This window comes from Mycolicibacterium lutetiense, assembly GCF_017876775.1.
In the GTDB taxonomy this organism is placed as follows: Bacteria; Actinomycetota; Actinomycetes; order Mycobacteriales; family Mycobacteriaceae; genus Mycobacterium; species Mycobacterium lutetiense.
Window position 1 is genome coordinate 3228017 of the sequence record NZ_JAGIOP010000002.1, and the last position, 25579, is coordinate 3253595.

The 25579-nt window shown below is 65.1% G+C and carries 21 protein-coding genes; 1 reads left to right on the top strand and 20 read right to left on the bottom strand.

Features of this window, described 5'->3' with window-relative positions:
* Positions 1 to 94: 94 nt before the first annotated feature.
* From JOF57_RS24805 to JOF57_RS24825, 5 genes are all read right to left on the bottom strand, one after another.
* Positions 95 to 1657 carry a PPE domain-containing protein gene (locus tag JOF57_RS24805; RefSeq protein WP_209921394.1) on the bottom strand — a complete coding sequence of 521 codons (1563 nt, stop codon included), beginning with the start codon at positions 1655 to 1657 and terminating at the stop codon, positions 95 to 97.
* Between the two features lie 225 nt (positions 1658 to 1882).
* The gene (locus JOF57_RS31075) at positions 1883 to 3580 is read right to left on the bottom strand and encodes an EspK C-terminal domain-containing protein (RefSeq protein WP_234939122.1); all 1698 of its coding nucleotides are present in this window, start codon (positions 3578 to 3580) and stop codon (positions 1883 to 1885) included.
* Between the two features lie 713 nt (positions 3581 to 4293).
* Positions 4294 to 5484, bottom strand: coding sequence for an ESX-1 system-associated protein (locus tag JOF57_RS24815; protein ID WP_209921397.1), 1191 nt, complete (start codon positions 5482 to 5484; stop codon positions 4294 to 4296).
* Between the two features lie 31 nt (positions 5485 to 5515).
* A complete protein-coding gene (locus JOF57_RS24820) occupies positions 5516 to 6307 on the bottom strand; it encodes a hypothetical protein (RefSeq protein ID WP_209921400.1) in 792 nt (263 codons plus the stop codon).
* A gap of 782 nt (positions 6308 to 7089) precedes the next feature.
* Positions 7090 to 7251, bottom strand: coding sequence for a hypothetical protein (locus JOF57_RS24825; RefSeq protein ID WP_209921404.1), 162 nt, complete (start codon positions 7249 to 7251; stop codon positions 7090 to 7092).
* On the opposite strand from JOF57_RS24825, the gene JOF57_RS24830 reads away from it, so the two are divergent.
* Positions 7208 to 7561, top strand: coding sequence for a DUF4333 domain-containing protein (locus JOF57_RS24830; protein WP_234938241.1), 354 nt, complete (start codon positions 7208 to 7210; stop codon positions 7559 to 7561). The two genes, JOF57_RS24825 and JOF57_RS24830, sit on opposite strands and share 44 nt — an antisense overlap.
* 181 nt (positions 7562 to 7742) lie before the next feature.
* On the opposite strand, the gene JOF57_RS24835 is transcribed toward JOF57_RS24830, so the two are convergent.
* The 15 genes from JOF57_RS24835 to JOF57_RS24905 form a co-directional block, all read right to left on the bottom strand.
* Positions 7743 to 8933, bottom strand: coding sequence for an ESX-1 system-associated protein (locus tag JOF57_RS24835; protein ID WP_209921410.1), 1191 nt, complete (start codon positions 8931 to 8933; stop codon positions 7743 to 7745).
* A gap of 220 nt (positions 8934 to 9153) precedes the next feature.
* On the bottom strand, positions 9154 to 10686 hold the full coding sequence (eccD, locus tag JOF57_RS24840) for a type VII secretion integral membrane protein EccD (RefSeq protein WP_209921413.1): 1533 nt from the start codon (positions 10684 to 10686) through the stop codon (positions 9154 to 9156).
* Entirely contained in the window at positions 10683 to 12110 is a 1428-nt protein-coding gene (locus JOF57_RS24845) for a MinD/ParA family ATP-binding protein (protein WP_209921415.1), read from the bottom strand. Before JOF57_RS24845 ends, eccD begins: the two co-directional genes overlap by 4 nt.
* A 129-nt stretch (positions 12111 to 12239) precedes the next feature.
* Positions 12240 to 12527, bottom strand: a complete 288-nt coding sequence (locus JOF57_RS24850) for a WXG100 family type VII secretion target (protein WP_209921418.1) — start codon at positions 12525 to 12527, stop codon at positions 12240 to 12242.
* A gap of 31 nt (positions 12528 to 12558) precedes the next feature.
* A complete protein-coding gene (locus tag JOF57_RS24855) occupies positions 12559 to 12861 on the bottom strand; it encodes a WXG100 family type VII secretion target (RefSeq protein ID WP_163665945.1) in 303 nt (100 codons plus the stop codon).
* 96 nt (positions 12862 to 12957) lie between these two features.
* A complete protein-coding gene (locus JOF57_RS24860) occupies positions 12958 to 14289 on the bottom strand; it encodes a PPE family protein (protein ID WP_209921421.1) in 1332 nt (443 codons plus the stop codon).
* A gap of 41 nt (positions 14290 to 14330) precedes the next feature.
* Complete coding sequence (locus JOF57_RS24865; RefSeq protein ID WP_209921424.1) at positions 14331 to 14624, bottom strand: PE domain-containing protein; 294 nt, start codon at positions 14622 to 14624, stop codon at positions 14331 to 14333.
* A 180-nt stretch (positions 14625 to 14804) separates the two neighbouring features.
* Positions 14805 to 16556 (bottom strand): type VII secretion protein EccCb, encoded by a 1752-nt coding sequence (gene eccCb, locus JOF57_RS24870; protein WP_209921427.1) that lies wholly within the window; start codon positions 16554 to 16556, stop codon positions 14805 to 14807.
* The gene (gene eccCa, locus JOF57_RS24875) at positions 16553 to 18784 is read right to left on the bottom strand and encodes a type VII secretion protein EccCa (protein WP_209921430.1); all 2232 of its coding nucleotides are present in this window, start codon (positions 18782 to 18784) and stop codon (positions 16553 to 16555) included. The genes eccCb and eccCa overlap by 4 nt, the downstream gene beginning before the upstream one ends.
* Positions 18781 to 20223 (bottom strand): type VII secretion protein EccB, encoded by a 1443-nt coding sequence (eccB, locus tag JOF57_RS24880; protein ID WP_209921432.1) that lies wholly within the window; start codon positions 20221 to 20223, stop codon positions 18781 to 18783. Before eccB ends, eccCa begins: the two co-directional genes overlap by 4 nt.
* 2 nt (positions 20224 to 20225) lie before the next feature.
* Positions 20226 to 21950, bottom strand: coding sequence for a type VII secretion AAA-ATPase EccA (eccA, locus tag JOF57_RS24885; RefSeq protein ID WP_209921437.1), 1725 nt, complete (start codon positions 21948 to 21950; stop codon positions 20226 to 20228).
* The gene (locus JOF57_RS24890; protein WP_209921439.1) at positions 21943 to 22479 is read right to left on the bottom strand and encodes a YbaB/EbfC family DNA-binding protein; all 537 of its coding nucleotides are present in this window, start codon (positions 22477 to 22479) and stop codon (positions 21943 to 21945) included. Before JOF57_RS24890 ends, eccA begins: the two co-directional genes overlap by 8 nt.
* 14 nt (positions 22480 to 22493) lie before the next feature.
* Entirely contained in the window at positions 22494 to 23342 is an 849-nt protein-coding gene (locus JOF57_RS24895) for an ESX secretion-associated protein EspG (RefSeq protein ID WP_209921442.1), read from the bottom strand.
* A gap of 14 nt (positions 23343 to 23356) precedes the next feature.
* The gene (locus JOF57_RS24900) at positions 23357 to 23668 is read right to left on the bottom strand and encodes an ESX-1 secretion-associated protein (protein ID WP_209921443.1); all 312 of its coding nucleotides are present in this window, start codon (positions 23666 to 23668) and stop codon (positions 23357 to 23359) included.
* A 31-nt stretch (positions 23669 to 23699) separates the two neighbouring features.
* On the bottom strand, positions 23700 to 25265 hold the full coding sequence (locus tag JOF57_RS24905; protein WP_234938242.1) for an EspA/EspE family type VII secretion system effector: 1566 nt from the start codon (positions 25263 to 25265) through the stop codon (positions 23700 to 23702).
* Positions 25266 to 25579 lie beyond the last annotated feature (314 nt).

The window sequence follows — 25579 nt, forward strand, 5'->3', positions numbered from 1 at the left end:
ACCAGATTACTCAGGCGGAAAAGGACTCGTGTACAACGAAACTCGCCGATGACACGTTATGTGTCGTCGGCGAGCCGTTGCCTTCTGACGTGGTTTACTTGCCGTCCTTGGTGTCCTTACGCGCACGGCGACCGATCACCGCCTCGGTGTACGCACGGTCCTCCTTGTAGAGGTCCTCGTCCTCCGCGAGATTCGCGTTGCGACGCTTCTCCTTGCCCTGACCCTGGCCGTGGCCTCCTCCCATACCACCCATGCCGCCACCCATGCCGCCCATGCCGGCGCCGCCCGAGGTGCCGGGGACTCCGCCGCCGCCGCCACGTGCGGCCGCGGGAGATGGCGCCACCGAGTCCGCTCCGACGGCGGGGCCCAGCGGCATCGACGGCATACCCCCGCCGCCACCGCCCATACCGCCGCCGCCTCCGGCGCTGGCGGGCTTCAAGCTGGGTTCCCCGACGCCGGGCATCTCCGGCATGCCCTCGGGCCCCTTCGGAAGGCCACTCGGCATGCCTCCGCTCGGCGCGCCGCCACCGGATGGGGAACCACCACTCGGTGAGCCACCACCGCTCGGTGAGCCACCACCGCTCGGAGAACCCCCCGACTCCTGGCCCGCACCGGGATCAGCGCTGGCGGGCGACATCGAAGGCATTTCGGGAATCTTCGGAATGCTGGGATCGGCTCCACCGGTGGTGGGTACGGGGGCACCACCTATCTGCGGGTTTCCAACAGGTGGCTGTTGACTGGGATTCGTTGACGACAATCCGCGAATTGACGGCGGCATGCCGGGCCTAACTTCTTGGAAAGCGACGCGACCTGCATATTTCGTCAACGCCGCCTCCGAACGCTGCTGAAAATACGCATTCAGCGCGCCTTTTCCCATGGCTTTTCCTATGCTTGCCACGGGTGAGGCGCCTATAACGAGGCTGACTAGACCGCCCGGTTCCAATTTCTCATAGGTGGCGACATCGTCCATTGTGGGGTGCTCAGTGACAAGATCCCGGTGCGCGTCGATGAAATTTTGCGCCTGCTCGATCATTCGCTCGGCTTCCGGGCCCATGTGCTCCCACCATTCACGCAGGCGCTCCATCGCCTCGGTGTAGGCGTCGGCGGCAGTGCCATTACCCTTCGGCGCTACGAACTTGTCCTTGTGCTTGTCGAGCCAACCTTTGGTTGTCCCCCATCGGTCCCTGAACTCCTCTAGCCCAGACGTATTGGTGTCATGGATCGTTTTCGCAGTCTCACGCCACTTAGCGAAGTTGCCCGTTTGTGCCGCGGCAGGATAATTGCTCGGCACGGTGGCCGGCGCAGGTTCCATCACCCCGCTTGGAACCACGGTCTCGAAACGTTGGGAAGGCCGGGCACCGTCGCTATTCATGCTCTTGTCGAATTCTTCCTTCGACGTACTGACAACCTCGTCGAAAGCGTCGGCCGCAGCTCGTAGGGCCGCTGCCATACGCCCCGCCTCGGTGTCAGCGGCACTGAAAGTCTTTTCCAATCTGTCGGAAGACGCATTGAGTTGGTTCGTCGCGGCGGTGGTGATTTGCAGCGCGTCCGGTGGCGCCGGGAGGGGTACTGGTGATTTGTCCGCCCGATCCGCCGTGATTTCCGCGGCCTTCTTCTTCATCTCGTCGGACGACCACCCGACCACCCCTTCGGTCACTGCTATTCATCCTCCCTATGTCGATGCCGCCGACGTACGGCCGCAGGCATCCGTGACGAAACCAAGATTTCGGCCGAACGGCCTTGCCGTCCGGGCGACGCGCAGCATCGATTTCCCGTAGTAATCATATGGGCAGACCGAGGTGACGGCGTTCACTTCTTTTGCTGCCCGGATGCCTCGCCGGTGCCGACGCTGCCGCGTCTTCTGGGACCTGAACCACCCGTCCTACGCATCGAGTCCGTCGGCGATCAACTGCCCCACATGCTGCCAGTAAATGAAATCGGCGGCGGCCCGGCGCTGATCGGGTCCGTCTGCTGCGGCGTGTGCCTCATACACGGCCCACTCTTGAGCGTGGATTGCATACGCCAAGAACGCCTGCAAGTGCACCTGCCCGCGGTCGTTGGCGCTACTGCACAACGGCTCCCACACCTCTTCCCACAACGTCGTCCGACGGTCTTCGGGTGGGCTGGTGTCGGCCGATGCCGACGGCAGGATGTTGATCAGGTCGGCGTCGCTGAACCCTGCCAACCGCATGGCGATCTGCGGAGCGATCACCTGCAGACGGTCCCGGCCCGCCATCTGGCCCTTCGCCGGGATGTCTTCCGGTGTCAGCACGACCTTGTGGGCACCGGCGTCCGACTTCGCGAGGTGCTCTTCACCGCCGATCACGGCCCGCAGCGTCGTGTCGTGATGCTGGGCCCAACGCTGAACAGCCACCATCGGATAGGTCGCAAACGAAGCACGCTCACTGGCCGGAATCGACTCGTCGGCGCTGACCAACTTCACCTGCTCAGGCAACCGCACCTGCGCGGGCAGGTAGGCCAACCCGTAGTTATTGGCCACCACAATCTGTCCTTCGGCGGTCAATGCAGTGATCCAGTAAAAGTCGTAGTCCTCGACATTGAGCATGTCCGGCGCGTTGAGCGCCGCAGCGATCCGGCGCGCCAGTACCAGCGGATCCGAACTCCGCTTCGCCGCGTTCTGCGCGGCATCGCGCTCGGCCCGCGCGGCTGACACCGGAATCGGCGCTACCTGCGCACCACCGGCGACGCTGGCCGGCGCGGCCGGAGCAGGAGGTGGAGCCGCGGCCGACGGTGGCACCGGGCCAGCCGGAGGAGCCGTCGGCGGCGGACCCAGCGGCGAGGATCCCATCGGCATTCCGCCACCCATCGAGCCACCCGAGGGAGAGGCTTGCACCGGCGCCGTCGGGGTGGGTCCGCTGCTCTGCGCGATCGGGGCCGCACCGGTGCTCGCCGGCGCCGTGTCGCCGGCCGGGACCGTCGGCGACGGTGCCAACGGCGGTGGTGCGCCAGAGGAAGCGGCATGAACGGGTGTCCCCGACGAATCCGCAAATCCCTTCGAGAAGTCTTGCAACGGATCCGCACGGCCCCCCAGGTCAGGACCCCCGGCCTTCAACGGATCCACGCCGGCACCTGGGCTCGCGGACGAGGGCGATCCACCACTCGCCGAGCCACTTCCGCCGCCGGAGGCTCCAGACCCACCACCCGCGCCCGAGGCGCTCGGCGCCGACGGTGCGGAAGGAGCGGAGGCGGTAGGCACCGAAGGTGTGGGCGCCTTTGTACCGGTGCCGGGTTGGGTCAAACCAGGTGCAATGCCCACCGACGGCGTGGCGTCGCTAGTCACACCATGGTCACGCAGGCTGTTCGCCCCCGCATCCGATGCCACCTCCGCGTCGGCAGATTCAGCAGGCGCCGCGCCGCCACTCACACCCTGGTCACGCAGGCTGTTCGCCCCCGCATCCGATGCCACCTCCGCGTCGGCAGATTCAGCAGGCGCCGCGCCGCCACTCACACCCTGGTCACGCAGGCTGTTCGCCCCCGCATCCGATGCCACCTCCGCGTCGGCAGATTCATCAGACGCCGCGTCGTCTTCGCCCGGCTCCCTGTCAGTTTCGTTACTCATCAGCGATGAAGATGGCTGCCCACCCGGACCAGAGGTTTCACCGTCGGGTTCCGTCGAGCCAGATGATTCCGCGCCAGATGATCCCGTGCCGTTGTCGAGTGGCGCGGCGGCGGGGCTATCAGACGATGAACACGCGTCTACTTCGGCTTTTCCGCTCAGTCCGGCAGCAAGGCCAGCGAGGAACTGCTTGTTGGCAAGATATGCCTGATCGGCAATCTTTTGAGCCTTGTCGGAAGCGTCCTCACCCTTTTCATTCGCCTTGTCCAAGAGATCAGTGATCTCCTTGAATTTGAGCTCAACGAAATCGAAAATCGCCTTTTTGGCCATCCTGGTTGTCGCAAACGCCGTACCACACCATTCCATGGCGTCAGCAAATTGCTGTTCGATCTGCTGCATCGACTCGCTGTGCTGCTGACTCTTCGACCCCGCCGCTGTAGCACCGTCTCCGACCCACACGAGTTCACCATTAAATATGTTCGCGTGTGTCGTATCCCAGCCCATGCGAGAAAGGGCCACTGCCACTCTCATTCCGGCCAGCATGTCTCGTCGCTGATCGAAAACCGATTCATCGAACTCCGGCCATGCGCCCGGACCAAGCATAGTTCCGGCGTACGGACCGCTCGGCTTACTAATTGCCTCGCCGGCCAGCGCGAAGAGATCCGAAATGTCGTCAAACAGAACCGGGCCGTTGTTCGCGGGATTGACAACCGCGTTCACGATACCGCCTTGCACGCCCAATAGATCGCGACTGATAAATGGGATGCCGCCGCCTCTAGATGTGAATATTTTGGAGTATAGGAGGGAACTGACTGAACATACGCGCGCCTGTATTGAGCTGCAAATACTCCGAAGTCTTCCCAGACCAAATTGTCGCTTTTCCGACCCATCCGTTCCATATCATCGGCACTAGCCGCCATGATTGGAGCCGATTTGTCAATGATCGACCTTTGTTCCGGAGTCCATTTATTTGCCGGAATCGTCGAGTCAATCGCCCGCCAGCCTTCTGTGTCCAGGTCGAACCGCTCAGCCATAGCGATCCAGTTGCTACAGACGTCGTTACCGTCGCTGAGGAATCGTTGCGGGCCCGACAACACCTCGTGGTTCAACGCCTGTGGGTCTGAAGGAGCGGATGGAATCGCAATCAACGGCACGGCTTCCTGCGCTGCTCGAAAATACATAGAATCACACACTTCATTCAGCGACGAAAAAAACTTATTCGCCGCCACAACATTGGGTTGGTCCGTAGCACTATAGGTTGGAATAGCGTCAATTACCGCTTGTGCATACGCGATGAACTGACCATAAAGTTCACGCATCACACGGTGCGGTGTCCTCTTGGCAAGATTTTCTGCCTTATTGATCGCGTTCGCAAACGTGACACCTTGCTGCTCAAATGCATTCCGCTGCTCCGACGTCCATTCGGTCGCGGGCACCGAATAGTCCTGGCTATTCCACTTGGCCGCTTTCGATGCCGCCACTAGGTCATCGGAAATTTTGCCCCATGCTGCACAGGTGGGGTCTTCGGTGATGATGTTGGCGGGTCCGGTGTCGTTGGCACTGGCGAATTCGGAAGCGCCGTTTGCAGTGTTGGACGAACCGTTACCGCCACCGGAATCGGGGCGCAGCACAAGAACAGTGCCGACAATGCTCACCGCAATGATCGCTACAAGGGCCAGGCCGATCAGGATCCACTTGCCCTTACCACCGTTGTTCGGTGGCGGCGGAGCACCCGTCCAACCCTGCTGAGGCCACGGCCCGCCACCGGGTTGCTGACCGTACTGCGGTTGCCCCAGCCCACCCAACGGCTGCTGAGCCCCCGGACTTTGTGGCGGCGGCCCACCCCACTGTGGCCCACCACCACCGGGAGGTTGCGAACCATAAGAGCCTTGGGGAGGAACCGTCATCACCACACCTTCACATCGAAAACACTGTCGGTCACAACAAGACTGAAGGATCAACCGGCGGTCGCTGCGGCGCGGCCGGCGGCGCCGCTACCGCCGGGCCAGATGGCGCTGCAGGAGCCGACGGCGAAGTGGCGGGCGCCCGCTGCGCACCGCTATCGGGTGCGGCCGCGCCCTCGCGCTTCTGCTCGTCCTGCTGCTGCTCGTCGCGCTCATCCCGTTCATCGCGCTCGTCTGGATCCTGACGACCCGCCTCGTCAGCCGAAGGCTGTTGCTCGCCCTTCTCCGCGGACTGCGCCTGCCCCGCATCAGCGCCCGCGCCGCCCTGACCGAGCCCACCACCCATCTGCGCCAACTGTTGCACGCTCTGCATGACGGTCTGCGGAAGCTGGCCCAACTGTTGAGCCATCTGCATCGGCACCTGGACCGCCTGCTGGGCCATTTGCATCGGCATCTGCATCAACTGACCGAACTGACCCATCGCATCCGTGGACCCGCCACTCGTGCTCGAGGAGCCATACTGCGAATCGAACTCCGCCAACCGGTCATTGACGTCAGACTGGGCCTTCTGATCGGTCTGCTCATACTTGTCAGCTGCAGTACCGATGTTGGTCGCCGTCGTCTTCGCGCTGTCTCTGGTCGTCGGCAGTGAGTCCGACAGCGGAGCCTCCACCTCATTGGTGCGCGTCGTCAACGCCTGCGCCAAGGGGTCAGTACCCAACGCGGGAAACGACGTCGGTGCCTCCGGAAGGGACTCAGCCGCGTCCATGAAGCCCAAACTGCCAACTCGCAGCTCGGGAATATTGACCCGCAACTCACCAGACACCGCACACCCCATCAACTAGACGCGAGAGCGCCCACCGCTCCCAACCCACCGGGCACCGGAAACGCCCGCCAGACCCGAAGCGCGACGGCGCGGCTACGGCCGCCGGACACGTAGCCTCCAGCGGCGACCGTCGAGGGCCCCCTCTACCAGTAGTTCAGCAAAATGCTACCCGAGCTCAAGGAGCGCCGAACGCACAAATTCTAGGTGCGCCACCGGCACGCAGCAGTGCCCAGGCCCGGGCGCTTGCCACCCCAATCGGCCCGAGCTCGGCGCGCGATGGCCATCCAACGCATAGGTGCTGCTATCCCATGGGCTCGTCATCGACCTCGGCATCAAAGTTGAAGCGTCCGTCCCCAGGTATGTCTCGTCACTGGTCGAAACCGACTCGTCGAAGTCTGGCCATCCACCCGGACCCAGCATGGTTCCCGCGTACGGACCGTTCGACTTACTAATTACCCCACCAGACAGCACGAATAAGGTCCGAAATATCGTCAAAGAAGACCCGACCGTTGTTCGCGGGATTGACAACCGCATTCACGACTTATCTCGCGTATCTCGATAGGACTACCAACACTCTTCTTGTGGCAAGCGAATCCCGGCTCACAAGCCCAGACATGTGTGACATGTTGCCCTCGCACCAAACATCTCAGCAAAAGACTGACTATCTGAGGTGCCGGACTCCGAATACTTAAGCCGCGCCTGCTGCCCACTTACGGGCGATCCCAGCCCCGAATCGTCAGCCTGCCATACTCTTCGGACGCCCGCGGCGATCGCTGCGGGCGTCAAAGATTCAAGGGGGCAGATGTGGTTGTGCAATCGATGACGCGATGGGTGGCCATTGCGTCATTTCCGGCGATCGGGGTTTTGGCCGGGTGTTCCGGCAGCTTCGAGGTCGGCACGATGTCGTCTGCACCCTCGTCGTCGGCATCTTCGTCGTCTGCCACCTCAACCGCACCAGCAGTGCCCGAGGTGAGCAAGAAGGCGTTGGAGGCCGCCGCAAAGAAGCAGCTTCAGCCCCAGTCCGACGACCCAATCGACTCCGTTGATTGCGACGGTGGTCTGCCTGTCAAGGTGGATGCGACCCAAACATGCACGGTGACTGTTGGGGAGGACACCTATCACGCGACGGTGACTGCCACCGAGGTCAACGGGACAAACGTCGACTTCCAAATTGTGATTCCACCCGGACAGGGGAAGTCGGGCGACTCATCGGGTTCTGACGACCCGTCACCATCACCCAGCCCGGCTAACTGACGCTCTCTGCTGGCAACTTGGATCGCCGGCCCCACGGCAAGAAACACTGCATGCTCCCGGACCGGTCATCACATCGGCATACTCGCCGCTCGGCTGGTAATTGTTCCATCAGCCAGCACGAAAAGGTCCGAAATATCGTCATACAAAACTGGACCGTTGTTCGCGGAGTTGACAACCGCGTTCACGATGCCGCCTTGCACGCCCAATTGATTGCAACAGATAGATTAGTGGAAGCTAGTGACAACAACCCATAACTTGAGGTGTAAGTAGGTGCAACCTGGACATAAGCACGCATATATTGCGCCGCCAGCACTGCAAAGTCTTCCCAGACTGGGTTATTACTTTGTCGACCAATATCTTCCATGTCATCGGCGTATCTCTTCAGTACCGGGATCACCGCGTCAACAACTGCTTTCTGCTCCGGAGCCCATTCCGTCGCGCGGATGTTGGGGTCCAGGTCACGCCAAGCCGTCGATTCGGTATTGAAGCGCTCAGCCATAGCAACCCAATCACCACAGCTGCCGTTGTTAGTCTTTAGAAAACGTTCTTCCGCTGGTCCTCTATCGCTATTCGGCGCTTGAGGCGCCGAGGGAGGCGCCGGCTCGGCAATCAGAGGGGAAGCTTGCTGCGCCGCACGGTAGTAGGTGGCATCGCACACATGGTTCAGTACACCAAAGAATTTGTTGGATGCCGCAACAATGTTCCCGTCCGTTGACGAGTAGGCTGGGATTGCGTTGATGACCGCTTGAGAATAGGCCGTGTACTGACCGTATAGTTCACGCATCACCCTATGCGGTGTTTGCTTGGCAATGTTAGCCACATTCTTGAGTGCATCTGCCAACGCGGCGCCCTTTTTGTCGAATGCCGCCCGTTGTTCCGACGTCCACTCTGTCGCTGGCACCGCATAGTCTTGCTGATTCCATTTGATTGCGTTGGAAACGCTATCCATGTCGTGCGAAATTTTTCTCCATGCTTCGCACGTCGGGTCTTCGGTGATGATGTTGGCCGGTCCGGTGTCGTTGGCACTGGCGAACTCGGAAGCACCGTCCGCAGTGTTGGACGAACCGTTACCGGCACCGGAATCGGGACGCAGCACAAGAACCGTGCCGACAATGCTCACCGCAATGATCGCGACAAGGGCCAGGCCGATCAGGATCCACTTACCCTTACCACCGTTGTTCGGTGGCGGCGGAGCACCCGTCCAACCCTGCTGAGGCCACGTCCCGCCACCGGGCTGCTGACCGTACTGCGGCTGCCCCGGCCCACCATGCGGCGGCTGAGCCCCCGGACCTTGCGGCGGCGGCCCACCCCACTGTGGCCCACCACCACCGGGAGGTTGCGAACCGTAAGAGCCCTGGGGAGGAACCGTCATCAGCACACCTTCACATCAGACAACACCTTCGGTCACAACAAGACTGAAGGATCAACCGGCGGTCACAGGTGACCGCGCAGGCACGACTGCCGGAGGACCGGCCGCCGCCAAAACCTCGCGAGTACGGCTGGTCAATGCCTGCGCCAACCAACCGGGCGGTACGGACTACCGGAACTGTCCAACGCATCCGGTCCCCACCGCCCGCCGAGCCCCGACTTCGCTAGTGCAACCGCAGGTTCCGCAGCAGGTCGTACACCCCGGCGATCCACAGCAGCAGCGGAATTACTGCGGCGATGGCGAGGCCGTCGGACAGCTCGAGGATCCGCTTGGTCACCGGCGACACCCGACGGACACCGTCAGTGGCACCCACGGCAATCACCGCGACCAGTCCGAGTGCGGTGTAGACCGCCAGAACCAGCCAGGCACTACCCGGATTCCACAGGCACAAGCGCACCATCACACCGGTGGGCACGGCGACCGCCGCCGCCAGCAGTGCCCAGGAGCACCACCGCTCGGCGTACAGCCGCGATCGGAAACCACAGATCACGGCCACCAGCACGGCCACGATCATGCTGTGCACGAAGAAATGTCCCTGCACCACAACGGCAATCGCGCCGACCGACAGCACCAGCGAACCGGCCGACAGGAAGCCGATCAACAGCTGGCTGGTCAGCTGGCTGCGTTCCTGCAGCCGCGCTGCCGATTCCGGCACCGAGGCGATGATCGCCTTCCAGGTGGGCGAGGCCTCGTCCACCTCGTCCGGGGTGATGACCGGGTCCAGCAGCTCGTCGTTGGACACACTCTCACCGGGCGCGGGGATCGGCGGCAGGGCGATACGGGCAACCGCGACAGTGAGTTTGGCCGCGTTGGTCACCACGATCAAACCGAATGCGATGGCACCGGCGGGCACCCACGGCGTTCCGTCGTACCCGACCGCGATCGCAGCAGCTGTGACAGCGACCGCCAGCACGGCCAGGAATGCGGCCACATCAGCCCGACCGCGCGGCCCACCACGGGTCGCCAACGTCAACAACAGGACCACCGCACCCGCACCGGCTAATTGGGGCGCGCCAAGGGAATCGGCGTCATAGGGCAACGGCACGGCCAGCGCCGCGGCACCGGCCAGCACAATCGTCGCGGCGAGCAGCAGGCTCTCGGCCAGATCCAGATTCTGGTAGCGACTCTGCGCGGCGAAGCTGCCGCCGAGCAGGCCCAGGCCGAACAACCCCAGCGCCAGCGCCCACCACCAGCCCTGACCGGCCCCGTCCCACGACACCAACGACATGGCGGTGATGACCGTGGCAACTGCCGGGATGGCCACGCCGACAAAGCGATTCAGGGCGGTGCGGTCGAATATCGGAGACTCGTCGAGCACGGCGATCGCGTCGATCACGTCCTCGACCAGCGGGCGGTACCGCTCGGTTCGGCTGACCGAAACCAACGTCAGCAGCGAACCGTCGACCACCCCGGCATCGTCCAGGGACTCGTCGGCCTTCAACGGCGGCGCACCCGGGCGGGCGAACGCCCACATGCCCTGCTCGGAGAAGTCGAACCCGTCGAGGGTGTCCTTCGGAGTGTCCTCGAGCAATTCGCCCAGCACACTCACGGTTTCGTCGATGTAGGTCTCGATTGCCGGGCCGGCGGGCAACACCAGATCCGTCATCCGCTTACCGGTGAGGATGGTGACCCTGGTGGTGGACGGCCTTCCAGGCTTCGCGCTCGACGTATCGGCGCTCGCAGTGGTCGCGGTCACCGACGTTCAAGCCTGTCGAAATCGTCGGACAGGGCAGCGGCCAGTTCGGTGATGCGCCGCTCGAAGGTATCGCTGAGCAGCTCGAGCTGGATCTCGGTGCCCGCGGCGATGTGCTTGTCCCACGGCAGCACGATGACCCGGCCCGGAGGTACGTGGCGCTCGAACTGCTGCACCAGATCCTCGACGTCGACGTTGGGCTTACCCGGCGTCACGTGGTTGATGACGACGCAGGACCGGCCGAGCAGATCCTGGTAGCCGTTCTGGCGCATCCAGTCCATGGTGATGGCGGCCTGCCGGGCGCCGTCGATCGAGGCGCTGGCCACGATGACCATGCCCGACACGCTGGAGAGCACGCCGCGAGACGCCTTCTGGAACAGGCCGGCACCGCAATCCGCGAGCACGAGGTTGTAGTAGCGCGACACCACCGAGGTGGCGCTCTTCCAGTCGTCGTCGTTGAACTCACGCTGCGCACCGCTGTAATCCTCGGAGGACAGCACCTCGAGGTTCGACCCGTTCATGCTCGTGTAGGCACGAATGTCGTTGTAGCGCGACAGTTCCTGGTCGGCGAGCAGATCGGAGATCGTCGCCGCGGACTGCCGGCCGGCGCGGTCGGCCAGGTTGCCGCCGTCCGGGTCGGCGTCGATCGCCAGGATGCGGTCGCCGCGGACCTTGGCCATCGCCGATCCCAGCGCGACCGTGACCGCGGTCTTGCCGACGCCACCTTTCAGACCGAACACGCCGATCTGGTAGGAGTCGCGGGCATTACGCCGGATCCGGCCCTGCAGTTCAAGTTCGTAGACCTCATCGGGCGACAGACCGAGGTTGATCCGCGTCGTGAGATACAGCCAGTGCCGCCATCCGCGCTGGGACGGCATCTTCACCCCGGTCTTCACCCCGACATGCGAGAGCGCGTCGATCGCGCGGTGGTTGCCCATCGAGGCGGCCGAGGTGGGCCCGGGCGCGGCCGGGCTGGGAATGGCCTGCCCGGCTCGCCACTGGCCACTGACCTCGGGATCTAGATCGGCGAACTGCGACGGCGCCGGGCCGGGCGCGACGCGCGCAACCGGACCGGGCTGGGCCATGGGCTGCTCGTGGCGTGCGCCATGGCCCATCTGCTGCTGCGGGGCCCGCAACATGGAATTATTCGGCCACTGCGGCGCACTCGCCGGCGGCGGAGCCATCGGCGCCGGCATCTGCGGCGCCGTCTCCGCGTGGCGGGGCTGCGGGGCAGCCTGAGTCTGGGTGGGGGCCGTAGGTGCCACGGGCACACTCGTGGAACTGGTCTCTGCGACCGGGACCGGCGGTGGCGGCGCTCCCGCGGCCGCGGCCTTCAAGATGGCATCTCTATCCACGATCGCGGTGGCGTCGTCGACCGGTTTACCCGGTTCCGACGAGTGGAAGAGCCGGTCATAGTCGGCCGACATGGGGACCCCTCAGATAGTCAAAACAGATAGTTAGATCTTTACACCCAAGCGCAAATGGTGGGCGGGTTCGGGCCATCACCAGATGGTCCGAGCACCCGCCCACCAAAGCATGCTTGTTGCCGCGTCGTACTAGGCAAACATCCCCGAGACGCCGGCCTCGGTCTGGGCCATCGTCTGGCCCGCTTCGCTGATGGTCTGAGCGAGGTTCTGCAGCGCCGTGTTCAGCTCGTTGGAGGTGCTGTCCCAACGGGTCTGAACGGCCTGGTAGGCCTCGGAACCCGAGCCGCCCCACGCCGAGGAGAGCGTGGCGAGCGAGCCCTTGCCCTCGTCCAGCAGGCCGGCGGTGGTGCCGACGGCACCCTGGATCTCGCTGGCTCCGCCTTCGATACCGGCGAAATTCCAAACCTGTTCAGTCATGTGTTTGTCTCCGTTCTTGAGGTGAGTTAGGTCAGATGTTCATCGCCGACGACAGCGTGCTGGCCTGGTCGTCGTCGGTGCTCGTGTACTGGGTACCCGAGGTGTGGATGTTGGTCGAGATGTCGTTAAGCTCCTGGATCTGCTTGTCAGCAGCCTCCTGGAACCGCAGCAGCGCGGACTGGGCGGCGGTGCCGGCCTGGCCCTGCATCTGGGCAGCCAGGGCGCCGCCGGTCGACTCGACCTGAGCGATGACGCTCTTCAGCTCACCCGAGATGCGCTCGAAATTAGCAGCCTCCTTGGCGAGGACGGCGGCATCTGTATTCATCTGTGCCATGTTGGATTCCCCTTATTTTTCCTTGTCCTCACCAGAAAGAAGTTTGGCGAGTCCTCCGACCGGGTGGCCGGAAAGTTCTTGGTTGTGGACGACGCACTACCAGTCGTCGTCCCCGTCATCTGAATCGTCATTGTCGTAGGTGAGCGCTGTCGGTGAGACCAGTCCGTCCTTGGTCCCGCCGCTGCTCGTCTTGTCCTTGTGCCCGGCACCGGTCATCGGTGCCCCGCCTCCACCGGCGCCGCTGGAGACCGGTGCCACCGGACCCCCAGCACCCAGAGCCCCACCGGACAAGGGCTTGGCCTCCCCGCTGATGCCCAACATGCTGGACAGCAGCGCGGTGCGCGGCGGAGATCCGAGCGCACCCGGCAGCGACGCCGCACGCACCAGGCCCGCGCCCGAACTCGGACCGGCGCCCCCAGCCAGCGGATGGTTCGAGAACGGCATCGCCCCCATCAGGCCCATCTGCATGCCCTTGTCGCTGCCGCCCATTCCGGCGAACTGACTCACCATCTGGGTGACCTGCTGCAACGGCTGGGTCATCATCTGCATCGGGCTCTGCATCATCTGCGGGAGCTGGCCGGCCAACTGCCCGGCCTGTTGACCCATCTGCATAGCCATCTGCATGCCCTGCTGCATGGGGTTCTTGTCGCTCGGGTTCTGCTCCTGCCGCGCGGCGTTCTCGCCCTTGTTGGCGGCCCCGACCCCTTGCTGCTCGGCATGGTTGACCCAGGCCGAAGTCCGCCCCGCGTTCAGTGCCACCGACTCGATGGTGGCCTTGGCGCTGACACCCTCGATGATCGCGTTGCGCATCAGGCCCTGAACCGTCCGCGGCGCCGTCGAGGCCACCGCGGCCGCCGCGGTCGTCTCACCGATCCCGGGCATCACGATCGGCTGCATCGGCATGATCGGCTCGAACAGCAGGTTGGCGGTGGTTTCGGCGTGATACGCCTCCATCGCACCGGCAGCCTGGTTCCACATCCGGACGAAGTAGTCCATCTCGTTCAACCCGATCGGCATGGTGTTGATGCCGAGGAAGTTGGTGGCGTTCAGGACTGCGTTCGTGACGTGGTTCTGCTCGATCTCCGGAATCGGCGGAGTAGTCGTCAGAGCGAGGGTGTACGAGCTCGCCTGGGCGCTTGCCTGCAACGCCCGCTTCTGCGCCTGCAGCACCATGGTCCGCAGCCACATGATCATCGGCATGGTTGACGAGACGGCGCGTTCACTTGCCGCGCCATTCCACACCGAGGTCAGGGCGCTCAGCGCCCCGGCCAGCTCGTCGGCCTGGGTCTCCAGCAGGATGGCCAGACCCTCCCAGCCCGCTGTCGCCTGCAGCATCGGGGCCGGGCCGGCACCCAACATCAAGCGCGCGGTGTTGACCTCTGGCGGCAATGCAAACCAGGTCGGCGGAACCGGTGGTGCCATGACCATTGCTGGACGAACCTATCTCTGACGAATTTGCCTGCGAGATGCTAAAGCGTGGTGGCCTGAGCTGCGTCGACCGCGTTGTAGATACCCGCGATCTCCTGGTACGCCGCGCCCGCCCGGGTGAGTTCCTCCTGGGCGAACGAATTCGCGGCAAGAGCCTCGACTCCCTCGCTGGCGAAGGCCATCGCAGCGATTACCGAGACCTCGTCAGCGCCGGCCGGAACCAGGGCGGTGACGGCCGCAGTAGCGGTGGTGCCGCCGGCCAGACCGCGGGCCGCGTTTGCGATCACCTGTGCCGCAACACCTTCGGCGCCCGGGTTGTGCATCATCGGTTGCATTTGCTTGCTCCCCTGTTTCGATTACAAATAACCAGGGACAAGCACCCAGAGGCGACGTGGCAGAAAGTTTGCCAAGTCGTCAAGGAATCTGTCCCCCGATTCCTTTGCTGACGGGCCGCCGCCAGCGTTGCTGAGTGCGTTGCCTAAATACTAACTGCCCTTTTGGGGTGCTGCGCACACTTATTCTTCCGGTGGATCGACATAGGCCGCCTGAATGACTTCCTTGCCCTCCGGCGCGACCATAAACGCCTGGCCAGGCGGCCTTTTCTTGACGATGATCTCGCGCGACGGGAAGTCGTTCTTCTCGCCCGAGAGGAACAAGGTCGGCGAACCGGCGCCATAGGCGGCGCCCACGAACTTATCCATCGTGGCCCGGTGCGCCAGGCTCATCTGGCACGTCACGATGACATGCAGGCCGATATCCGCGGCGGCAGGCAGTAGCGGCCCCAACGGTGCCATCGGCGACATCATGCCGGCCGCGGCCACGATCATGTGCCAGTCGTCGACCAGCAGGACGATGTCCGGACCGCTCCACCATGACCTGGCCCGCAACTGGGCGGTGGTCAGGTCGGGCGGCGGCAGCCGCTTCTTGAGGTTGGACGCCAGCGCCTTGATCGACTCCTCCAACGATGCGCTGTTGCGGTTGATCGCGCCGGCGGCCAGCAGATGCGAATCGGGCACCGCGTCGAGCAGGCCCGACCGGTAGTCGGCCAGCATGAACCGCACCTGATCGGGACTGTTGCGGGAGCAGATCGCCTTGGCCACCGCCTGCGCGATGGTGGTCTTACCCGACTTCGGAGCGCCGAAGATCAGCAGATGCGGCGTCATGTTCATCTGGTTGTACGCGACCGCGAGATCGGACTCACGCACCCCGAGCGGCACCTGCCAGCGGGTCCGGTAGTCGGCGTCGGGTCCCGGCGGGTTCGGGTCGAGCTGATGCAGGTAGACCTTCTCCGGCAGCACCCGGACCTGCGGTGCCTGGTCGGTGTACCGCGAGGCGACTTCCCGCACGCCCGCCGTGATCGCGTCGACGATGTTGGCGGAGCTGGGGACACCGTCCAGTCGAGGTACCCCGATCATCAGGTGATGCTTCTCGAGCGAAACGGCCCGCCCCGGCCGGTTGGCCGGGATGTCGCGGGTGATGCGGTCGATCTGGGTCTCATTCACATCGCCCAGCCGGAATTCGATCTTGGTGCCCAGGTAGTCACGCACACGTGACTTGAGCTCGGTCCAGCGCGGGGTGGAGATGATGACGTGCACGCCGTACGCCAGCCCCTGGCCGGCCAGGTCCTGCACGGCGGGCTCGAGGTCGGGGAAATCGGCCACGAACGCCGGCCAACCGTCGATCACCAGGAAGACGTCACCGAAGGGATCCTGCGCGGCCGGGTTGTTCGGATCCTGCCGCATCTCGCGGTAGGCCGAGACCGAGCCCACCCGGTACTGCTTGAACACCTGCTCACGGGCCCTGAGAACCGCTTTGACCTCAGCCACCACCCGGTTGACCCGGTCCGGCTCGGCACGGGTGGCCACGCCACCCACGTGCGGCAGGTCTTCCATGTACATCAGGCCACCGCCACCGAGGTCGATGCAGTAGAACTGCACCTCTCGCGGTGAATGGGTGGCCGCGGCCGACAACATCAGCGTCTGCAGGAAGGTCGACTTGCCGGTCTGCGGGGCACCGCCGATCGCGATGTTGCCGCCGGCCGCCGAGACATCGACGCCCCAGATGTCCTGCCGGTGCCGACGCGGCTCATCCATGATTCCCAGCGCGAAGCGCAGCGGATGACGCTGATGGTCGCGCTCGATCAACTCGTTGACCGGGGTCGGATCGGTCAGCGGCGGCAACCACATCTTGTAGGCGCGGATCTCACCGGTGCCCAACTGCCCGAGGACGACCTCGCGCAGGACCCTCGGTTCGGCATCTGTACTCATGAGCTCACCGCCGTATCAAAAATCGGTGTCGTCGTGAACTGATGAATCCGCACCCGGGCTTGACGCTGCGAGCGTGGCCTGGCCTCACCGTCGGCCGACTCCTCCACCTCGGGAACGTAGTTGGACCCGGTGTAGAGCGTGCTGAACTTCACCGGATCCTCCATACCCACCCGCAGGAAGCCCACACCACTCTCCTTGTTGGTGATGTACTGCGCCTCGGGCGTACCGATCACCGCCTTGGACTCCGAAGAGCTGGTGGTACGCAACGCAATTCGGTAAGTCAGGTTCGGCTCGAGCTTGTCGATCCGCACGCCGCCGGTGTTCAGCGACTGGGTGGCCAGCAGCAGGTGGACACGCAGTGATCGGCCCACGCGACAGATGCGGTCGAACAGCGCGATGAAGTCCGGGTGGTTCTGCAGCAACTCGGCGAACTCGTCGACCACCACGAACAACGTCGGCAACGGCGGAAGGTCCGCACCGCGCTCGCGGTGCTTCTCGTACTCGGCCACACCGGACAGCGCACCGGCGGCACCCACCTGCATACCGGCCTGACGCAGGATCTGCTGGCGCCGGTCGAGTTCACCGGTGAGCACCTCGCCCATCCGGCCGACCAGCTCGGCTTCCTCTTCCATGTTGGTGACGACGGCCGCGGTGTGCGGCAGTTTCTCCATGCCCAGGAAGGTCGAACCGCCCTTGAAGTCGGTGAGCAGCAAGTTGATCTGGTCGGGGTGGTGGGTGGCCACCAGCGACAGGATCATGGTGCGCAGGAACTCCGACTTACCCGAACCGGTGGTTCCGATCAGCATGCCGTGCGGGCCGGCACCGAACTCGGCGCCTTCCTTGATGTCCAGCGTCATCACCTCGCCGGACTTGAGCTCGTGCCCGAACGGGATCTTGAGCCGGTCCCGGTCGGTATCGGTGAACATCCGCCAGCGCGCCGGGGTCACCTCCTCGACCGACTTGGCACCCACCAGGTGGTGCCATTCCTTGGAGACTTTCTTCTGCACCCGGACGTTCTTGTCGATGATCGTCCCGGTGATCGACCAGCCGGCCAGCTTGCGGGCGATCCGGCCGGCCTGCGCCGGGGTCATCCGGTCGACGACCCGCGTCACCTCGCGGTAGTTCTGGTTCGGCAGCTTGTCGTCGGCGGTTCCGTCGGCATCGGCCCGAAGCCGGTACGCCGAACCCCGGTGATTACCCAGGGTGAGCACCGTGACGCCGGCCCGGCCGTCGACCGGGAAGCCGGCCTTGCCACCGGTCAGATCCACCACGATGACGTACGGACCGCCGGGTGCGGCGTCGGCGCTGTGCGGGCCGCGCGCGGTCAGATCACTCAGACCGTCGGGGCGCGTGTAGACCAGGCGGGTGGGGCCGGCCGCGTCGGTATCGGTCTGGTGCTGGACGTGCGGCAACCACTTGAGCCACGCCCACTTCGGATCTTCCGGGTTGTCGGTGAGCACCCGGATCTGCAGCAGGTCCGGCGGATGGAACACCGCCAGATGACAGACCATCGCGGTCAGCAGCCCCTCGGCCCCCGCCGCGTCGCCGCCCACGGCAATCGTCGGAAAGGTCCGCAGCTGAACAAGTTTCGGGCAATCGTGGATCAGGCCGTGGGTTCGCAGGAACTTCGTCACCCACATGTGGCTGACCGGCTCCAGGTGGGGCTGCGGCGCGCCCTGCGGACCGGCCAACTCGCCGCTGGTGTTCGGCTTGAGCAGCCGGTCCACCGCGATCTCGGCGCCGATGCCGATCCGGGTCGCGGCGTAGAAGTCGGAATTGGCCTGACGCGACCACTGCCGGTGAGTGCCGATGATCGACAACAAATCGTCGGGATGCGGTGCGTGGTAACCGAAGAAGGCCACCTGGGCCGACGCCGACGACGTCACACGGGTACGCAGCCCGGCCAGGTACCGCAGGTATTCCTTACGGTCGGCGTTGATCTCGGGAACCTTCTTGCCGCCGCCCCCGCCGCTGCCCATCATGCCGACGGTGCCCATGATCATCATCAACGGCATCATCAGCATGTACGGGGACAGCTGGCGCACGCCGGTGAAGATCATGATCGCGATCATGCCGAGCATGCAGCCACCCATGACCCAGGGCATGGCCTTCTGCATACCCGAGGGCGGGATATCGATCCCGAGGTCATCCGGTGGGGCAACATTGATCTCGCCCGGTGTCAGTCGCGGTCCCCGCTTGATCGTCGGGGTGAACTTCTTCGTCGTCATTGGCCTTGCTTGCTTTCCACTTTGCGCGGATTGGGGTCGGCAGGCAGCGTGTCGTGCTCAAGCAACGCCGCGTCCTTCGACAACACCGGGCCCTCCACCAGCAGCCCGACGACCTGCCACGGTGCATTCACCGCACCGGACAAGCCCAGATTCTTGGCGGCATCATCATTGGCGATGCCGTACCGCACTCCTTGCGGGTCGATGTAATAGAGGCTCTCGCCCACCCGCGGGTCCGGCGACTGCAGCCGCAGGAACTGGCCGCCTTCGATGTACACCGTTGCGTCACCGCCGATCTGGTCGATCCCGGTACCGACCGCCGACGACGGGATCGGCAGCCGACGACCGGCGATGACGGTGGTCTTGGGCGCCTGATCGCCGGGTTCACGCTGCCAGGCCCAGCACAACACCGGCGAGTCCTGACGCAGCAGCACCTCGAGCGGCTCGTCCGGCAACGGCGAGCCGTACACCCGCTCGGCGATCTTCGCGACCTGGCTGGCCTCCACCGACGGCGGCTTCATCAGACCGTAGGAGTTGGTGGCCCGCAGGGCCGCAGCCGTGGTGTTGTTGACGCGGGCCACCCCGTCCGGCAACACCACGTAATGCTGCGGATCGGATTCGGTGGCCGTCTGGAACACCGAACCGATCACCAGATTCTCCGGCAGCCCAACAGTATTGGGAGCGCCGGTGGCCGGAATGCCCGGCAGCTGCCAGGGCCCCCGGTTGGCCAGTGCGTTGAACAGCCCTTCCGAGACCGGCGTGGCCTTCGCGGTGACCGGGATGCCCACCGCGGAGCTCACCGCCCGGTCGGACAGGTCGATGCTGTGCCGGCCATCCGCGGTCACCAGCCAGTTGCCGCCCTCGAAGGACACCAGCATGCCCTGGTTGGGGCGCATCGGACCGACCGCGGAATCCATTGTCAGCGACCTGATCAGGATCGAGGATTCGACCTTGGGTGCCGAGCTGTCCGGCTTGGCCACGGTGTCGCACAGCGTCCACCGCGACGCGGGCACACCGGTCGGCGTGGCGTACGGCGCGCCGGGGATGCCGATCGGCTGCCCCTTGGGCAACCGATTGAGTTCCTCGGACTTCACCGCGGACGGGGTACCGGAGTTGCCGAGCGCCAACCGGGCCGAGGTCAGGTTGTACACCGGGCGCAACTGGCCGCTGCCCGGCAACATCACGTAGAGCTGATTGGTGGTGCGGTCCACCACCAGCTGGTCACTGCCCTGCTTGCCCAGCGGCTTGAAGTACGCCATCATCCCGGCGCCGAGGCAGATCAGCACCGAGACCACCACACCGGCGAATACCGCACGGCTGTAGAACTGCAACGGATCGTCGAACATTCGGGTGTCCCGACGCACGATCGCGTGCTCGACGCGGCGCAGCAGGAAGCGCCAGCCGCTGACCTGGACCTTGGTGGTGAGCCGGAAGCCTGCCACCTCTATTCGCCGACGTTCAGGCGGGAGTGCACCGCCGCGATCGCCGCCGACATGTCATCTCCGTTGACCTCACTGAGCTGCTCGACACCCAGACTTTCGAAGTCCAACGACCGGGACAGCCGCATGTCGCGGTTCTGCTCACCCGCCTCCACCAGCTGCCGGGCGTAGCGACCGTTGCCGGCGATGTCCAGCGCGGGCTTGTTGTTGAGCCTGCGCTGGCCCAATAGTGAGGCCGCCTCGTGAACACGCTTGCAGGCATCATCGTCGAGCCACGAATCATTCGACTTGGCAATGACTTTGGCGATCTCGACAATGTCGTCGGGCGAGTACGAGTCGAACTCGATGCGAGTGGCGAACCGGGAACGCAGGCCGTCGTTGGCCTCCAACAACCGGTCTATGTCATTGCTGTACCCGGCGATGATGACCACCAGACGGTCACGGTCGTTCTCCATCCGGGCCAGCAGGGTGTCCAGCGCCTCGGTGCCGAACGGGTCGGCACGGCCGTCGCGCTCCTGCACCAGGGTGTAGGCCTCGTCGATGAACAGCACGCCACCCAGGGCGCGGTCGATCGTCTTGGCCGTCTTCACCGCCGACTGGCCTTCGTACTCCGCGACGAAATCCTTACGCGAGGTTTCGATCAGCTTCGGTTCGGCGATCACCCCGAGGCCGGCCAGGATGTTGGCCACCACCCGCGCGATCGTCGTCTTACCCGTGCCGGGAGGGCCCGCGAAGATCATGTGCTTGGAGGTCTGTGCCACCTTCATGCCGCGGGCGGCGCGAATCCTGGCCATCTGGGTCGCGGCCCGGTAGGCCTCGATCTGCTCCTTGACCCGGCTCAGACCGATCTGCTTGTCCAGCTCGGCCTGTGCCTCGGCGAGCAGCTTGTCGCGCCCGGAGGTATCGGCCACCACGCTGGACGGATCCCACGGATCGGTGCGGGCCGCGATCTTCTCGGCCGTCGTGGTCTCCAGCCGATAGGCCGGATCTCGCAGTGCCGCAGTGACCTTGGGCTCGGGGAAGTTCGCCTGCAACCACTCCAGGAGAACCTGGGCGGACTCTTCGTTGCCCTGGGCGCGCCGAGCCATCGCCAGGAACCAGGCGATGGGCCGTGAGCAGGCGGCCGCGGCCGGCGTACCGTCCGCAGCGGTGAGGCGTCGGTCGGCTTCGGTGAACAACCCGAGGTTGGCCGCCGCCACCCCATGAGCCACACCGGCCGCGGCGGCCAGGAACTTGTCCGGCCACTGATCGGCGCCGCGTACCTGCTCGATCACGTCGGTCCAGCGCTGCCCCGCACCGTAGACCACCGCCTTGACCCAGGCCACCAGATGTTCGGACCCGCCCGCGGGGGCGTCTTCCAAGGCCTCCATCGCGTCGGCGTAGCTGCCCTCGTTCGCCTCCTGCACGGCGAAGCCCAGGGTGATCGCCAACGGCGAGTTGATCGGGTAGGAGATCTCCTTCCCGAAGATGCCGCCGATCGGGATCCGCGCCCCGACACTGTTCATCGAGATCTCGGCCGCGCCGGCCAACTGGCCGAAGTTCGAGCGCGAGTACCAGGCCCGGAACAACGTCACCCGGTCCGTGTCACCACACCGGATCCGACCCACCCACGCATCACAGGCGGTTTCGTCGTAATTGGTGATCTCGGTGAATATCTCGAGTGAGCGGGCCGGCGAGCCGGACAGCATGCCGACCGCGCTACCGAACATTCCAGCAAGGTGGTCAGCCATCGTCGCCTCCATAGCGGGTCGAAAAGACCTGGGCCCGAGCATCATCTGCTTGCTCCGGGGTAGGTAGATCCAGGTCGCGGGTGAGAAAGTCGCGGGTCGCCGCGTCGTCGTGTCCATGCTCCCGCATTCCCGCGAGCATGAACGAGTACTGGGCGGACTTGGCCTGTTGAGCAGCCAGGCCCGCGATCACCAGGATCTCCTCGGCCAGATCCCGTTCGGTCAGATTGGTGACATTCGGCGCCAACTCGATCTGATGCACCCGGCCATCCATGAACGCCGTCACCGTGACGGTTTCGGGCGGATTGGTGACGGTGAACAGCGGCAACGTGAGCTCTTCGTCTTCGCCGACGACCATGGCCTCGAACCCGTCGCCGGATACCGCATCGTCGGCGGGCACGAAGTCGTCGTACGTCCCGAGCGCATCGAGGCCCGCTGCGTTCGAATCGTCATCCGAGTCCGAGGAATCCAGCGCCGAGAGGCCGTCATAGTCGTCATCGTCGTCCGGAGAATGTGGCGGAAAGTCACCCACCGTGGCGGCCTCTTTCAGTACCCGTAGGAGCTGTCCGACTCAGATTTGTCGAACCACGAACCCGACGGTAGGAACTCGATCAAACCGTCCAAAGCCCGCTGCAGGTTGTCCTTGGTCCCGGTCAGGAAGCTGCCGTAGAGCTCCCCGTTCACCCGGCGCGGAATGGACACGATGCGTCCCTGCTTCGAGTCGAGCACACCCGCAGCCACGTCGACCTGAGCGGTGGTGCCGCCCGGATTCCGCTCGGACACCACGAGTTCCACCCAGCTCTCGGGCTCGGAGATGATGTTCGCGTAGACCCGGGCCGAGGTCGGCGGGATTCCGTAGCCGGTCAGCTCGTCAGCGGTCCTGCAATTGGCCAGGGTCGCCGCGACTCCGGTCAACGGCTCCACGCTGGCCGGTTGGCCTTCGCCGAGCACGGTCATCACCATGCCGGCCAGACCCACCTGCGCAGCCACCCGCTGCAACACCAGCATGTCGTTGTCGCGGGCGGCGACCACATGCCGACCACCCTTGCGGCACACCACGAATCGGATCATCTTGCCGCCGAGATCGCGGCGCCACCAGCGCCCCTCCAGGGTCCGCTCGGGCCGGCTCAGGGTGTCGAGCATCGCCGCCACCTCGGGGTGGGGGGTGCCGTACACATCCAGCACGCCCTGGGCCGTGAGGTCACGGGTCACCTGTTCCCACACGATGTTGCGCAGATCAGGCTGCGGAATGTTCAGCCGGATTCCCATCGAGGGCGGGAAATCGGTCAACCCCAGCCTGTCGGCGACCACCAGCATCCCGTCGATGGTCAGCTCGACCCCGACGACATCGTCGATCGCCTGAACATTCGCGTCGGCTCCATAAGGAGTAGTCATCGTCCGCGCCCCCGCTACCGAACGGTCCCACGGAGGGCGCCGGACATCGTCGAATCAGTCCGGTCATACCGGCTCGCGGCACGGGAGAGCTTCGCCCCGAGCTCGCGCGACACACTGGCCATACCGGCTCCCGCAACACGACGCGCGTTGAGCGCGGCCGCTACGGCCGAAGCCGTCGACGACGAAATCGGCCCATGCGTCAGGCGAACCGCGCTGTCGACACCTTCGACCACGCCGGTAGCCACGGTCAGACTGATCGCAGCCTGGCCCTGTTTGGCCGATAGCTCGTACAAATGCGCGGTGGCAACCCGCAACTCACCCGCCATGCAATTCCCCTCGATCCCTGTCCCCGAATTCTTACCTGTCGACCACGGCCGCAGACCCGGGTACACCGCGATCTAATGTAGCCGCCGCTGCCACATACAGCTGGCCCTGCTCGAAATCGGCCCCAACGTGCACCGGAGCGGGACCCGCCGCGGCGCCGCCGGCGGCCATGGCCTCCAGGTTCGGAGGCAATGTCTTGGCGGCCTCGTCGTCCGCGCCGGCGCCCAGCGGGTCGGCCGGCCCACCCGCTGAATCGGTGTCAGGCACGCCACCGACCTCGCCCTCTTCGGGCTCGTCCGCCTGCTCCTCGCCGTCGCCGTCCTTCTCGCGGTCCGCGGCGTCCTTGTCGTCTTTGTCGTGCTCGTCGCGGCCATCCCGATCCTCGTCGTCCCGGCCGTCTCGGTCGTCGGCATCGAGACCGGTGGTGCCTGACGCCTTGTCGAGCTCGGCGGCATCGGCGAGGCCACCCGCCTGCCCGGCCATCTGCGCCGCCTGGGTCCCGGCCTGCGTGGCCGCCTGCGCTGCCTGTCCGAACGCCTGGGTGATCCCGCCGAGGATTCCGCTGAGCGGGCTCACCAGCGAGCCCAGGATCCCGCCCAGGGCGCCGGCCGCATTCGCGGCCACATCGGACGACGGGGCGCCCGTACCGGACATGCTCGTGGGCATCGCGGGCGCTGACGAGGAGCCCGACGGAGTACCGCCCCCACCGCCGGCCGAGGGGACAGTGCCGCCTCCGCCCGACGGGGCATCGCCACCGCCGGTGGGGACACCCGGATCTGTGGCCTGCGGATCTCCCGGTGCAGTGGATACCTCGGGATCGCCGGCCGGTGGCTCGAACTCCGCACCGGTGGCACTGGCGTCGCCGGCCAGGCTCTCGTATTGCGCCGCCGCGGTCTGCAATACGGCCGCGTTCTCGTCGATGTGGCCGCACAGAGTCTTGAGGTCGCTGTTCGAGTCGCCGACGGCCTTGGCCACCATCGCGAACTCGGCGGCCATCTGCGCTGCCGTCCCGAAACCAGGAACGATTCCGGCGCTCGTGGTGAGCAGGCTCATCGCGCCCAACCAGTCGGAGTGTTCGTCGAGGCTGTCCCGGGTGGCCGCGATCTGGCCGGCCTCGGTGGACAGCACCCCGGCCACCATGTTGTCCAACCCGAGCATCGTCTGGACCCGGCCGACCTGTTCGGTGTTGCGGCCCGCGTAGGCGCTGGCCCCGCTGCTGTCCCAGCTGTCGTCGGGGAAAGCCGACACGAGCACCTGCCCGACCGCGCCCATCGTGTCCGCCCCCGCACCGAAACGCTGCCCGTCCTCCGGATCGCCGACTCCGGTGCTGTGCTTCATCGACTCGATGGTCTGCTGACCGGCCACCAGGATCGGCGACCGAGCACCTCTGATCAGACGCGGGCCGAGCTGCGATGAGAGGAAGCTGGCGGCCTGCTGGCTGAGATCGACCATCTGGCCGCCGACCTTCGCGGCACGCTCGGTCCACTTCAGGTTGCTCTCGATCACGCCTTTGCCGATATCGGCAATCTCCCCCAGCAGTCCCATGCCCCGTGTCCCCTTCGCCGGAACCGAGATTACCAGCGCATTCGACCCGGTCATCGCACCAATTTCGCGCCTCAGACGGCCCCCGGATGGCCGCCCCAAAAGTTCCTCCGACCACGGTCTATTGCCTGCGAGGGGCCGGTTTTCCAGCGGCATCGGTGGAGGTGGGCCGGACGTCCGCGCGGCATCTCCGGGACGCCGGCGCAAGGGCGATTCGGGGTACCGCCCGAGGCACCGTCGGGCCCCTTTGCGACCCACTAGGAGATTTGCCGCCTAAATTTGCTGCGGCGTCAGTTCCGCCGGATTACGGGCGGAACCTGCAAGCCGGACCGGTTGTAGTCGATACTTGAACACGGACAAAGTTCCCTTGT